General features: G+C 53.6%; 12 protein-coding genes. 7 read left to right on the top strand and 5 right to left on the bottom strand.

The features are described from left to right. The first annotated feature begins 377 nt into the window (after positions 1–377). Together ACP7B3_RS06830 and ACP7B3_RS06825 are read left to right on the top strand one after the other, a co-directional pair. Positions 378–728 (top strand): hypothetical protein, encoded by a 351-nt coding sequence (locus ACP7B3_RS06830; RefSeq protein ID WP_426178489.1) that lies wholly within the window; start codon positions 378–380, stop codon positions 726–728. 49 nt (positions 729–777) lie between these two features. After that, positions 778–930 (top strand): hypothetical protein, encoded by a 153-nt coding sequence (locus ACP7B3_RS06825; protein WP_426178488.1) that lies wholly within the window; start codon positions 778–780, stop codon positions 928–930. Here ACP7B3_RS06825 and ACP7B3_RS06820 read toward each other — a convergent pair. Further along, complete coding sequence (locus ACP7B3_RS06820; RefSeq protein ID WP_426178487.1) at positions 924–1,238, bottom strand: hypothetical protein; 315 nt, start codon at positions 1,236–1,238, stop codon at positions 924–926. The genes ACP7B3_RS06825 and ACP7B3_RS06820 overlap by 7 nt on opposite strands. Positions 1,239–1,523: 285 nt before the next feature. Continuing rightward, a complete protein-coding gene (locus ACP7B3_RS06815; RefSeq protein WP_426178486.1) occupies positions 1,524–2,312 on the bottom strand; it encodes a hypothetical protein in 789 nt (262 codons plus the stop codon). 186 nt (positions 2,313–2,498) lie between these two features. On the opposite strand from ACP7B3_RS06815, the gene ACP7B3_RS06810 reads away from it, so the two are divergent. Continuing rightward, entirely contained in the window at positions 2,499–2,645 is a 147-nt protein-coding gene (locus ACP7B3_RS06810; protein WP_426178485.1) for a hypothetical protein, read from the top strand. 249 nt (positions 2,646–2,894) lie between these two features. Further along, entirely contained in the window at positions 2,895–3,641 is a 747-nt protein-coding gene (locus ACP7B3_RS06805) for a hypothetical protein (protein ID WP_426178484.1), read from the top strand. A gap of 150 nt (positions 3,642–3,791) precedes the next feature. On the opposite strand, the gene ACP7B3_RS06800 is transcribed toward ACP7B3_RS06805, so the two are convergent. After that, positions 3,792–4,610, bottom strand: coding sequence for a hypothetical protein (locus ACP7B3_RS06800; protein ID WP_426178483.1), 819 nt, complete (start codon positions 4,608–4,610; stop codon positions 3,792–3,794). A 24-nt stretch (positions 4,611–4,634) separates the two neighbouring features. Then, positions 4,635–5,186, bottom strand: coding sequence for a nitrilase-related carbon-nitrogen hydrolase (locus tag ACP7B3_RS06795; RefSeq protein ID WP_426178482.1), 552 nt, complete (start codon positions 5,184–5,186; stop codon positions 4,635–4,637). A gap of 110 nt (positions 5,187–5,296) precedes the next feature. Here ACP7B3_RS06795 and ACP7B3_RS06790 point away from each other — a divergent pair, with 110 nt between their 5' ends. Then, on the top strand, positions 5,297–6,052 hold the full coding sequence (locus ACP7B3_RS06790; RefSeq protein ID WP_426178481.1) for a response regulator transcription factor: 756 nt from the start codon (positions 5,297–5,299) through the stop codon (positions 6,050–6,052). 84 nt (positions 6,053–6,136) lie between these two features. After that, positions 6,137–7,987 carry an AAA family ATPase gene (locus ACP7B3_RS06785; protein WP_426178480.1) on the top strand — a complete coding sequence of 617 codons (1,851 nt, stop codon included), beginning with the start codon at positions 6,137–6,139 and terminating at the stop codon, positions 7,985–7,987. A 284-nt stretch (positions 7,988–8,271) separates the two neighbouring features. Here ACP7B3_RS06785 and ACP7B3_RS06780 read toward each other — a convergent pair whose 3' ends face one another. Then, on the bottom strand, positions 8,272–10,785 hold the full coding sequence (locus ACP7B3_RS06780; protein ID WP_426178479.1) for a UvrD-helicase domain-containing protein: 2,514 nt from the start codon (positions 10,783–10,785) through the stop codon (positions 8,272–8,274). A gap of 345 nt (positions 10,786–11,130) precedes the next feature. On the opposite strand from ACP7B3_RS06780, the gene ACP7B3_RS06775 reads away from it, so the two are divergent. Further along, positions 11,131–12,291 carry a DUF3800 domain-containing protein gene (locus ACP7B3_RS06775; RefSeq protein WP_426178478.1) on the top strand — a complete coding sequence of 387 codons (1,161 nt, stop codon included), beginning with the start codon at positions 11,131–11,133 and terminating at the stop codon, positions 12,289–12,291. The last annotated feature ends 262 nt before the right edge of the window (positions 12,292–12,553 follow it).

Below are 12,553 nucleotides of genomic sequence, written 5' to 3'. Positions count from 1 at the left end.
CCAAATAGCCAATTCAGCTACCGTCTGTCGGACAGGGCTCGTTTACATTCACCCCCCCCACTTGAAAGTTTTTAAACGAGACGGAGTATTATTATTTGAGGGCAAGGAAAAAGCAGCTCTCTCGAACCCACCGACTCCTCCTCCATCTGCCCGACTTTTGAGGGTGTTGGCTCTTAGCTGTTGTTTTTTCGATCCGAGGTATCGAAGCAGGAAAAAGTCGGGTGGCAGGGCAGGGGGCATAGGGGAATCGCTCCTTGGCCGTTAGGCCGCTGCTTTTCATTTGGATTCAAATAGATTGCTCTTGAAAAGCGCCACAGGTGTGTCTGTATTTGTAACGGTGTCGGACAACAGTGTGCTGCTCTGGCAGATGAGGTTTTGTGGATATTGATTTCGAAGGCCGCGTGTGGGGAACAGCCGCACACGTCTTTGGTGTGCGATTGCAGAACCTGGTGGAACAGGGAATCGCCACTTTCAAGCGTCAGCCCGGTTTAGATGACCCAACCCGAGTGCATGCATCTACCATCGGAGTACCGGGGTTTGATGCGCTGCAGGGGGCTCTGGAGACGCAGGGCATCGCAGAGAGCGCTTGGAGTGGCCAAGGCTTCATTGTCGTCCGATCGCATCTACGAACTCATCTGAGGCGGCATCTGCAATGGCAGCTGATGCAGACGGCAGGTTGGAGTGATGAGATCGGCGACAGCTACTTCGCGGGTGACCTGGGCTTGTAGGGCCTTGCCGGGGTATATCGTTCCTACGGGTGATCATCGGAGACATGTGATGCACGACAACACGCCAGGGCCACTCACAGCCCATGAGTTTGACGCAATGATGCGCGAGCTGGATGACGCTCAAGATTGGATGCTCGATCAGTTGAAGCAGCGTCGGGTTGCTCAAGAGCAACTTCACGCACCGTCGGAAACCGATCAATGAGGCAGCGAGCGATACCAGTATGCATAGGGTGAGTTTTCCACCCGGTGTCGATTGAAGTCCGGGCTGCCATCGTCCCACCAGACAGGGCCACGCTCGCCAAGCGCCACTTTCGCGGCCTGAACGCCTGATCGCGTAAGCTCCATTTCTCCTGGATCACCTGACGCCTTCGCCGCCCTCACGGCTCGCCGCGCGCTCATCAACTCACTCACGAGTCGTTGGCGTTCATCGCTGTTCAACAAGGGATTGGAGCAGCGCCACAGTTGCCCTTTTACGACCAAATAACGACCGTCAGGGGTTGTAGGGTTCATAGGCGGTGGACGCTGCTGTGAGCCATTTCGACGTCAACTTGCAGCTGAAAGGTGGGAAGTCTTGCTCGGTCTAGACATGTCGATATCTGCCTGGGCAATGGGATAGTGACGACGTGCGATGCGCAGCACTCCCCATAGCATTGCCATCGCCGCGACCACCCAGGCTGCGATCATGGTGAATAAGATCATTGTCAGGCCCATCGGTACCCCCTGTGTTTCCTGCATCCTGTTGGCCAGCCCAAAGGCTTGCCTGAGATGTGTCCATCGATACAGATTTTAGAGCGGTCAGTACGGTGCAGGTTCATGGTTTTTCGGCACCTGAAGGTCAGGTGCTTGGCTCTTTCTGGCGATCGCCGATGACGGAAGCCTACTCGGACATTGCAGATCTTCGATGAAGCCGCGTCCTTCGCACCCCGTGCAATCTTCCCGCAGGTCGAAGCGGTCGCAGCACCGCGAACATTGAGTGAATATCGAGAAATGCTCCTTCTCCCACAGGTCAACGTAGGCCGCCGTGTTGCCTTGCTCCAACGCCACTTGGGAGGCATCCACTACACCTCGGTACGTATCCGGGTCATCAATACGGACTCGCCACTTGCCGTTGATCATTCGAGCTGTTTCCACCAGCGTCAGGCGTTGACCGGTATGGGTGTGAATGTATCGATCGCGTAGCACGCCGTAAGGCGCGTAAGTGCGGGTCGTGAGCAAACTCTCGCCGTCTTTCTCCTGGATGTGTGCGAAAAACCCCATCGGGTCGGGTCGTACAGTTGCACCGTGCAGGAAGTATCTGCTCCCTTGCAGGCTTCCGACCTGAGCGCCCGCATCGTTGTAAACATCATACTCGGACGCCGGGTGCCGCCATTCCTCTGGCTTCTCTTCAACAAAATGGCAAAACGCGGCGAGCGCCATTTCGACCATGTCGAATCGCTCCAGCGGGTCGATGGCGTTGCATGCCGCCAGCTTGTCGGCGTAACGCACCAGGTAGCGGTATTGGGCTCCGGGGTTTTGCCAAGCCGCGCGAGCATCGAGGCTGGTTTTCCATTGCGCCAGGGATTCAGCAATCTGGCTGGCGTCCATAAACATTTCCAAAATAATACTGTATGTGCATACAGTATTATCTTTTTTGCGTTTAGCAAAGCGCCGTTTAGCGTTTAGGGCGGGCCAGTCGCTAAAAATCCAGCAGTTCGAAATCGGGGTCTCGTACCTCAAGCATATGGCGACGCGAACATCTATGTGCCAAATCCTAGCTCTGGCGGGCGGACGATGAGCAGCGTCGCGGGCTTCCTGAGTCAGCGTCTGAAACCGAGCCTGTACATGGAGAAGAGCCGGGCGGCAGGGGCGTGGGTCTTCAAGTCCTTCGGGTATGGATGGGCTGCCACCAACAACCAAGGCTTCGAATTGCCGCAGTGAGTCTGCGTCGCTTACTCAATTGCGTTTCATCAAAGCTCCTTAGTGACTGCAAAGCTCTCGCGTTGGTATGAGGCGAGATCTATGACTAATATTCTGACGAATTCAAGGTCGTTAGATACGCAGCGTACCCTGATCAGAGCCCCGATAGTCTGAAACGCACCGCCCGGTGGCCCCAATTGCAGAGCATTCAGAACGCCGCGAGCATGCGGCGCAAGCGTCCCCTTCGTCCAATCACGAGGTTTCCAAGGAATGAACCGATCAGAGCGCCGTAGGTACGAGAAAGAGTTTCCAAAGGTCTTGAAGAAGGCCGGTGACAATTGCGGGATCTGCCGTAAGCCACTTCAACACAACTCCCGTACTTTTGGTGGAGTGTTGTCGGATGGACGCGCGGCATTGGCGGGTGAGTGTTGTCAAGACCAGCTCGACGTCGTCATGGGCTCCGGGGTCTATATCAATCAAAACACCGATGCCATCAGGGATGTATTAGGCCAAATGAAAGGTAACTCGGGAGGGCAACCAGTCGCCGATGCACTCGAAGCTTCTAGGCGCCTACAGTCGGGCATTGGCGGGTTAGAGGAAATCGTCGAAAGCACCAAACGCCGCGCTGGGCTCACGGGCCCTGTCCAAGGGATTTCCTTGACCGACACGCCTTGGAAAACGGACGACGCCAATTGGTTTGAGAGCCACCCAGATAGATCTCACCGGTTACGCCCTATGCATCCAGGCGAGCGGGAAACGGTTCCCTCTCAAATGAAAGCGGCGATCATTCCAGACGATCACCGATGGGAAATCTTGGTGCGGCAAATCAAGAAGGGGCAACGTGCCCGATTGGCCTTTTGTCGCAACATTCAAATGGAGATCCCTGATGTGGAAGCTGTGATCCATGCGATCTTTGACACCGTTGCTAATCCCAGGTCGGGCGAGATAATCACCGTTGAGGAGATTGCTGCTTTGGCCACGCGCTACCACTTGCCGGAAGGTTCAGCTCCCAACTAAACGATGACGGCTCTGCAGAGCCAGCACTGGATGGGGTCGCAGGCTCCATCCAAGAGCTGCAACAGAATAGCCAGTACCTGCTGGGCGGGTAATTGGCCTAGGTTCAGCTCAGCTTTCTCGGCTAACAGAAGTGCTGCTGTAGACCCCATCCTATAAGTCGATTGGGGGGCAGTGCTCGCAGCGCACGGTCTTGTTAACGTAAGTAGGCACGTAGTGGTGGAAGTCTTTTATCTTGGCTGGATGATAGTGCGCTTTGATGCACTCGCTAGGGATATCTGAGCGCACCACGTAGCAGGGAGCCGATGACATGCCCAGAGGTTTTTTTGTCCGAAGTTGTCCCCACTCTGACAGGATCATTTTGGCAACCGCTAGCTGTTGGAGCGGCGGAACCAACTCCATAGGAATATCGACTTCCAGAATGGTTGGAATGCCAATGGTGCGCAGCCTGAGTCGATAGTCCTCTGCGCCATAGCCCCCTGTTCCGAGGTTTGCTGCCAAGGCCAGCAGGTACTCGCTACCGTTGATGATGTAGTGGCCAAAGTCTTTAAGCATTTCGCGATCATCGCCTGAAAGCCATACCTTGCCCTTCTCGCTAGACTCGCGATGCGTCATTTCCTGAATGGCCTGCTCCAGGTCGAGGAGGGGAACATCAGAGAACAACAATCGAAACCTTTGAATGATGGCTTCGGCATTCTGGCCCTTCAGCCCATCTGCATAGTAGGACGACAGGGAATCCGGACGGCAGCCATGGAAAGCCTTGACGTGGGTGTAGAACGAGGACATTCGTGCATGAAATTCTGGAACGACTCTGTCGTGATCAGGCAACCAATCCATGACGTCCGACCAACATTTGGGACGCTCGCGTTCCAATACGGCAATCAGCTCAGGCGTTAAAAGGGTCTTTGAACACGATCGGATTTGGCGCAACCAAGCTTGGCGGTTGCGCCAATCCAAGACTCTCTCGGGCATATGATTTCCTTCACGGATTGAGTGCTATTCGGGCGCGATTCTAAGCATGCACCGGCAGTTTTGTCCTACCGAATCGTACGCGCGCTTGGCAGCTAGGGGGCTGAGATCTTTGGGGCAACATAGCTTTTTTTCGTGTTCAGGAAACTGGGTCACCTTTCCTTTTTTTGACTTTCGACTAGAGCAGCTAGCCGTACCCAATGGCCGAGCCTCAGGCTCGAACACATCCCGCTCACCAGACCAAAGCTGGGTTTTGCGGTAGTGCAATGCGACCCCGTCCTCAGGTGTAATCAGTACCGTGGTATTGAAGTAGCGGCCATCACACACTTCAGCGAACCCTACGGCGACAGAGATGTTTCGAGCCTTGGCGGCAGCGTGCAGTCTTTGAATGCTTGGGCCATTCAAAGGCTCAGCTAGGTTGGCGATGTTGTCCTTGGTCGGAAACCCGGTGATGTAGGTTTCCGGGAGGATCAGCAGGTCGGTATCGACCGCGCAGGTAGCGATCACCTCCAATGCCCTGGTCAAGTTGTATGCGGTGTCGCCATCTCGACCTTTTATCTGAGCCAACTCGACTTTCATTCCAAATCTCCAAGCACTCTGAACGGGCTAAACGCCTTCACGCTGGGCTATTATGGGCTGCCCTTACCATGACGGTAATCACACGTGGTGGGTAATCCCAAGGAGTGACAATGACCCCCTCGTTTCCAGAAATCGCATGGCATCGCTCAGTCGGTCTTCTGATAGACAGCATTGACCGCCCAGGATTTTGGCAAGCGGTTGTTGGGCGGATCTCCGACGTACTTCATTTCGACAACTGGGTGGCGTTGCTCTTCCAGGAGGGGAGGCCTCATCTTTTGGCCGAGTCCTCTGCGCCAGGCGGCGGGCCTGACCCGCTGTTTCAGGATTACCTGAAAGGCATTTATCTGATTGACCCGTTCTACGGCGTAAACTGCGAGACTCCCCGCAGCGGGCTGATACAGCTGCGAGATGTAGCCCCCGACTGTTTTGAAGAGACGGAGTACTATCAGCGCTACTTCCACCTCAACATCGTTGCTGATGAAGTCCAGTTCAACTGTCAGCTGGACAGCAAGCGGTTGGTGTGCCTGTCATTCGGTTCGCATCGGAGTTACACGGACGAGGAAATGAGGGCTTTGGCCATGATCCAGCCATGGGTCATCTCCTTGATGCGTCAGCGCGTTGCGTATGAAGCTCAGGAGCGGGTGGAGATACCAGCGACAGATGGCCTTGATGGATTGCGGGCAGCGCTGACCGCTCGGGAGTTCGATATCTGCCAACTGATGCTCAGTGGCCATTCGAGCAAGGGAATCGCCGACCGCTTGGCGATCTCGGTTGATACCGTGAAGACGCATCGCCGGCATATCTATAGCAAATTGAACATCAAGACTCAGTCCGAATTGTTTGCGAGTTTCTTGATCAGTGCTTGATAGTTTAATCTAAATATTCGTGGAGTATAAATGAGGCTTCGGAGTGCTGTATTTCATGGGTTGCCGGGTGTAGAAACGCTGTGCTTGGATTTTGAAAAGGTGAATGTTTTTGTCGGCCCCAATGGGGCTGGGAAAACCACTGCGTTGTTAGTGGTGAAACTGGCGCTTGAGATTTTGTCTCGCAAGACCATATGCGGTGAGATTGGTGATGTTCCGAACTGGCTGATGTTCACTTCAGTTGACATGGTGTTTCAGGATCAAGATCGAACTCTCGCCAATGCCATGTCTGACTTGCTTGAGATAGTTTCAGATACTTTGCATTTAAGAATTAAATGCGATGATACTGATTTTTTTATTGAGTCTATTAAATCCGAGTCAGAAGTCCATGTTGTATCTGCTAAGAAAATTGAGATAATCGAGAATTTGCAGAATGCTATACAGCAGACCGAGGAACGTATAGACGAAGCACAGGCTCAACTCAATCAGAATCAAAGTAACCAAGGTGTCAGGCTGGAGCTCGACCGTCTCCGGCAAGCGCACGAGAAGTACCTAATTGATCTTGAGGTGGCGATGCAATGCGAGATCATAAAGCCGGGCACTGTGACGGAGGAGGTCAACCGAAAGCTTCTGGATGAAGCCCTGAGCAACACCCGTTTCCCAGCAGCGGTTTGGGTGGATTCGGCCAAGAACCTAGAGGGCGTCATTCCAGACTTCATTAATCGGATGTGTGAGCAGCAGTCTGGTAAACCAGCCGAGAAGAAAAAATTCCGTGCCGCTCATGCTGCGTTGAACCACCTTCTGCAGCATGAGGTAGATTTTCATGAGGTTGATGGCGAGAAATGCTTATCCATTGATGGAGTGGACTACCGCAGGGCATCGTCCGGCACCCGTGTCTCACTGGCATACTTTGGTCTGACTCATTTTCTTAACTATACAGATTTCGTAATTTGGGACGAGCCCGAGAATGGATTGCACCCGACTCGTCGAATCAGAATCCTGGATCTCATTCAACAAGATCCACGGCAATTTCTGATTGCTACACATGCGCTAGAGTTTGCTCCTATTTTCGCGGTCGATAGCAAAATTTACAGGTGCGATTCTTCCTACGAGGAGGACGCAGAGAATACGACTCTTCAAGTTCGAGAGGTGACCAGTCGCAAGGATGGCTTCCTTCTGCTAGAGGCACTAGGCGTGCAACCTGCTCGTACCCTTTTCACTGCAAATGTCGTGCTTTGGGTTGAAGGCCCTACGGAGCTCGTGTTCTACCGACACTGGCTTAAGCATGCATTCCAGGGACTAGATCTGGAGGAGGGGTTTCATTACACAATCATGCATTATGGGGGTGGGCTGATTTCGTACCTTGGCGTTGCGGATGATGAGCACCGCGAGTTGGCCTTTGATGCACTCAGTATCTGCCGCAACATCATCATCGCCATCGACTCAGATCTTGATGGGGTAGTGGTCGATAATGACTGTGAGTATTTGAAGCCCGGCGCAAGGGCGGTAAAAGCTGAGGTGGATCGACTGAATGGCAGCAGGCCGGACTCCGCCCTATTTTGCGTTACCAAAGGGCGCGAGATTGAAAACTATCTCCCACCTAAAGCGTTGCTCCACGCAGCGTCTTCGTGCTGGCAGGGATACGCAGATCATGAAGCAACTCTGCCAGTTGATGATTTCATGTGCGGGCAATACCAGCCTTTTCACCAGGCCCTGCACGCTTTTTTTGAGAGCGCCGGTGTCACCTCATTGAAAGTCAAAGACGGCGTCGAGCAAATTCATGTTCATGGCAAAAGCTTATGGGGAGAGGCCAACAAGGTGGCAATGATGAGGGCAGCTCTCACGTTGGAGGGCCTGACGCCAGAAGACATGCTCTGGGGGTTTTCGCGCGAGCTTGACGACATGGTTAAGTTCATAAGTCGGGCGAATGCATCCTGAGCAAGCGTTCGTCCTAGAGGCGTTGGAGACAGTCTAAAGCGTTGCTACGGTGGAGCTGGTGGCGTCACAAGGAATATATGGGCGCCGGGCATTGTGGCAGGCGTCCAGCTCGATTTGAGCGCAAACCTCCGCCTGGGCAAGGGTCTGATCGGTGAAAGAAATCAGGCTTGTTGCGTTGTGTTGGGGCTCACGCTGCCAGGAGGCCAATTCGGAATGAACTGGCGCGTACTCAAAAGCTTGCCGGCACACATCTCCTGACTACCTGGGGTGGGGCATTCTACCTTTCACGGCTTGGACGCAGGGACAGGCGCCTTCACTACATTCCAATACGGCTGTGCCGACTGGATATGTCGGCTGGCCCTCTGAATTGCCGGTCTCGACTCATCATCCAGATACCAGTAGCAGTACGTGATGGCGCGGGTGATCGCTACATATGCCGTACGGAGTGCTTCCTCGCCCTGCGCAGTGTCATATCCACACGGGTCTCCTACCCGATTTAGACCCGCCTGCGCGTATAGGTCGTTCTTTGAGGGCGAGGAAGTCTTCAGGTCACAGTCACCGAGTAGAAATACAGCCTTTGCTTGGAGACCCTTGGCTGAATGGTAGGTAAGGAATTTTATCTGGCTGGAGCGTTTCTCCATCCATGCCCTATCAAGCAACTCCTCAAGTTCGTCGCGTGCCTCATCCTTCACTGAGTTTGAGCGTGTCAAGACGAGTATGGAGTCTCCGGCGAGGTAATGTCTTTCAACGTCAGCAGCGATTTGCTTCCAGTTCAGTTCCCGGACTTCAACTGGCACTTGGTGCCCCAATACGGAATTGTTTTTCGCAACCCCTTGCTTGTTGGGAACGCCTCCAAGGGTGCGTTTCACAATTTCCTCTGCTGCATCAATCACCATCTGATGGGATCGATGGTTCTCTTGCATAAGCACCTGATTTGGCTCAGGCGACTCGAACACCTTGTCGAAATCGATGAGGTAGTGAGGAGAGCTACCTCGCCAGCCGTAGATACTTTGCCAGTCATCACCTACTGCCATAAGCGAAGCGTAGGCTGGTGAACCGTTGGTGGGGACTGTCAAATTGCGCCTTTCGATCTCGGCGAACGTCGCACGAATCCACGATATCGTGTTGGCACCGACATCCTGAAACTCGTCAACAAGCAGAGTCGTCATGGGTTTTAGCACGCCCGGTGAGAGCGCTTTGAGATTGTGCGGCTTACGCTCGCTGAAGATGGCGAACATGGTATTGAACGTCATTACCGGCGGGGTCATGTTGAACAGCATGCGGGTAAAATCATTCCAGTAGATCGCCAACGCATGGAAGAAATCTCGATCCACGTCGCCCTTCGGCAAGCGCATCGCCCGGATGGCTTCGAAGACGTCCAAGCCCAGATTTTCCATGTACGACGCAGCGCTGTAGAAAGCTTCAGTGATGTACTGAGGAGAAATGTCACCTTCGATCTTGTAGGTGAATTTAGGGCAGGTGTTCACTAGACTCTTGATCGCCTCGATGGAGCTGGCTGAGTCGACGTAGCTTTTGAGATAGATTACAGGGCGGGAACAATGCGCCTGAAAGAGGATTCGTTTGTTTTTGACATCCGTATTCAGGTAAGGAAACCGTCCTTCCTTTGCCTTCAAATCTTGGGACTCTGACTTGTCCACTCCAAGAATAACGAAAGCATCAAGCTCCGGGATGTATCCGTTGACTTGGAAATCGTGCCCGAGCAATTGAATTACCTTGCGCGAAGGCTCAATCCCGTCGATCGGCCATTTACCGGCACCACGCCATAGCCTCTCCAAGGTATCGCAGATGTCTTCGTCCGCTTTCGCGAGGTCACGAGCTTGTCGTTGGGCTTTCAACGCTTCGGGGCTGTCTGCATTGACCTTCTCCATCGCTAATGCGTGGCGATACAGTTTGCCGATCAACGCCTTGAATTCGGGATTATTGTCGTACAGCCGCATATAGCATTTATTCATCAGCTCAAGCTGGGGCTCACCCATTTTCACCTGGAACACCGAGCCTTTTTCCTTCGCGCTCCCATCCTTTTCTAAAAACTCGAACGGCTGCACGCTCGCCATCCCAGGAAGGCAGCGAGCGAACGAAAGGATCCGCGAGTGGAAGGTGCGGACAATTTTCAGTGAGTCATCATGGGATATGTCATAGCCCCAAAGCTTAAAAACCTCTCTGATCTTGTTCGCAAAGTCTTTCTTGGACTCGACCGTAAAGGTCACTACTGTGAGGTTGGAGAAATCAATGCCTAGGTAGTGCCGCAAGACCAAGAGCCGCAATACCATCGTCGTAGATTTGCCGCTGCCAGCGCCGGCAACAACTGACGTGGTAGGCGTCCTGGAGAGGATCATCTTCCACTGATCCGCTGAGGGAGGCTGATTCGGTAGCCTGGCTTCTACGTCTGATCGAATCTTCTGTTCCAGTTCTTCTGTTATCGGGAAGCGCCAATTTTTGAAAAGCACGTCCTCCCTGATACCCGGGGCATCAATCTTCGGAGCTGGCCCGGGCTGCAGTTCAATGATCAGTTTTCCTTCATCGAATCCAGCTTTATAGCCAGTTTCAAGACCCTCCGCGCGGCCCTCGTCATACCCCACTGCTCGACCTTTCTCATGCCCAGACTCATGCCCCTCGTGAAGCCCCCGGGAGTGTCCTGCTTCGTCCCCAGTCGAAACGCCCGAAATCTGCCCAGCTTTCCACCCCTCCCGATAGCCTTCATGGCGTCCGGCGGATCGGCCAGCTCTCCAGGCGGATAATTGGCATATACCTGCCGCATCGAGAATCAGGTTGGTCATCCGGGACAAGATGCCATTCGGTAGGGATGGCTCTGGTAGCTCATCAACTGGCGAGCTGGAATCTTTAGCATCCACTTGCGGTAAATCTCCATTTTCTTTCGACGAGGACGAGTGCCGAGTGTGGGTGTCGTTTTTTGCGACACTCGCCAACGAGCGATTCAGCCCTATTTCAGGTCGTAAGGAGGGTATCATTTTGTTACGAGGGCAGATCAAGGACTGCGCGAATGACGCTCTATGTAGAGGGTCTTGGTCTTACAGGGCCCCGGAGCGTATGACTGTTGGCGTCTGGAACTCAGGTAGTATGCTCAGAGCTGCGCTGAGCGCTTTGACTGATGGAGTAGGTGTGTGGGAAGGACGTTCGCATTCGTTGACGAGTCAGGCAATCACGACCTGGATACGTCGAAATCGGGAAGCTCAAGCTTCTTCGTGATCTGCTCGATCATCATCACCGAAAAAGATCTTCCCCGAGCCTATGAGCTTGCGGAGGCTCTACGGGCACAACACTTTCAGACGGGCGAGATCAAATCCAGCAAGCTCAAAGCAAAGGATTCTGATCGTCGCCGGAAGATCCTTGTCGATCTTGCTGAGCTGCCCCTAAAGCTTTATTTCACGGTTGTAGACAAAAGGCGTGTGTACAAGGACGGTGGGCACCAATTCAAGCAGTCCTTCATCAAAAGCGTGAATAACCTCTTGTACGAACGCCTGTTCAATCATTGCCAAGATCTCCATATGACCGTCGACGAGCACGGCGGGCCGGAATTCCAAGAGAGCTTGCGGGATTACGTTGCAGCGCGGTACGCCAATGACCTATTCGGGGACTCGGCGTTTCAAACCAAGAGCAGCAAGAGCGATGTATTGATCCAGGTGGCTGATTTTTTCGCCGGCACTGTGGCTCATATCCACGAAGGCAAGGCCTCGAACGAGGTGGTGGAGGTCTACAAGAATATCCTACGTAACAGCACCTTGGGGCTGCTGGAGTGGCCACCCAAATTTCAGCCTTTCCTGCCTCCACCAATGAGCGAGTCTGCGTATGCGGACTATCGAGTACACCAGCAAGCGTTGAAGCAGGCAGATTTGTTTCTCGCCAAGATTGGCGAGCATCCAAGCGAAGAGGAGCGGCTACCACTCTGCATCTTGGATTACCTGCGCTTTCGAAGCGAATTTGTCAGCGACGAGTATGTCTCCACTGAAGACATCGCCAAGCACCTGGCCGACAGAGGCTTCCCTGGGCTGGGCGATCAGAAGATCAGATCAAGTGGGATCGCAAAACTGCGGGACTGCGATGTAATCATCGCCTCCGCTACGAAGGGGTACAAGATCCCTCGAACACGCGCTGACATAAACGATTTTCTGGAGCTTGCATCGAGCCAGATTCTTCCGCTGCTTGATCGGGTCAAGAAGGCTCGGGATGTCTACCGGCTCAGCAGCGTCGGGGAATACGACATCTTGGCGGAAGACCAATTCGCAGAGATCAGAAAGCTGTTGTTGTCGCTTGAGGCGTTATAGGCGAGTCCTATGGCAGCTCCATTGCCTCGCCTGTAGCAATAGCTGAGACCGCATTAGCCAAAGTGGTTGTGGTGATCGGGCGGGGAGGCGGCTAGCTTTTTGGGTCATACCGAAAGGATCAGCGTGGTGCATAACCACCACGGGTCAGGGCATCCTGCAGCTTTCCGACAACTGGCGAGGAGGGGCGAAGATGCTCGCTGGATATGGAAAGTCCCTTCGTGGAGGCGCTGCTCATCGGCAGGGTGCGAATTCGGCATCTTAT

Source organism: Pseudomonas sp. TWRC1-2, from assembly GCF_049896685.1.
Classification (GTDB): Bacteria; Pseudomonadota; Gammaproteobacteria; order Pseudomonadales; family Pseudomonadaceae; genus Aquipseudomonas.
The sequence above is the reverse complement of the archived record's forward strand: the minus strand, read 5'-3'. Positions and strand labels throughout refer to the sequence as shown.

Excerpts from the sequence above, each read along its gene's own strand:
- ACP7B3_RS06825 (WP_426178488.1), top strand. The coding sequence starts at position 778 with ATGCACGACAACACGCCAGGGCCACTCACAGCCCATGAGTTTGACGCA.
- ACP7B3_RS06820 (WP_426178487.1), bottom strand. The coding sequence starts at position 1,238 with ATGAACCCTACAACCCCTGACGGTCGTTATTTGGTCGTAAAAGGGCAA.
- ACP7B3_RS06815 (WP_426178486.1), bottom strand. The coding sequence starts at position 2,312 with ATGGACGCCAGCCAGATTGCTGAATCCCTGGCGCAATGGAAAACCAGC.
- ACP7B3_RS06810 (WP_426178485.1), top strand. The coding sequence starts at position 2,499 with ATGAGCAGCGTCGCGGGCTTCCTGAGTCAGCGTCTGAAACCGAGCCTG.
- ACP7B3_RS06805 (WP_426178484.1), top strand. The coding sequence starts at position 2,895 with ATGAACCGATCAGAGCGCCGTAGGTACGAGAAAGAGTTTCCAAAGGTC.
- ACP7B3_RS06800 (WP_426178483.1), bottom strand. The coding sequence starts at position 4,610 with ATGCCCGAGAGAGTCTTGGATTGGCGCAACCGCCAAGCTTGGTTGCGC.
- ACP7B3_RS06795 (WP_426178482.1), bottom strand. The coding sequence starts at position 5,186 with ATGAAAGTCGAGTTGGCTCAGATAAAAGGTCGAGATGGCGACACCGCA.
- ACP7B3_RS06790 (WP_426178481.1), top strand. The coding sequence starts at position 5,297 with ATGACCCCCTCGTTTCCAGAAATCGCATGGCATCGCTCAGTCGGTCTT.
- ACP7B3_RS06780 (WP_426178479.1), bottom strand. The coding sequence starts at position 10,785 with ATGACCAACCTGATTCTCGATGCGGCAGGTATATGCCAATTATCCGCC.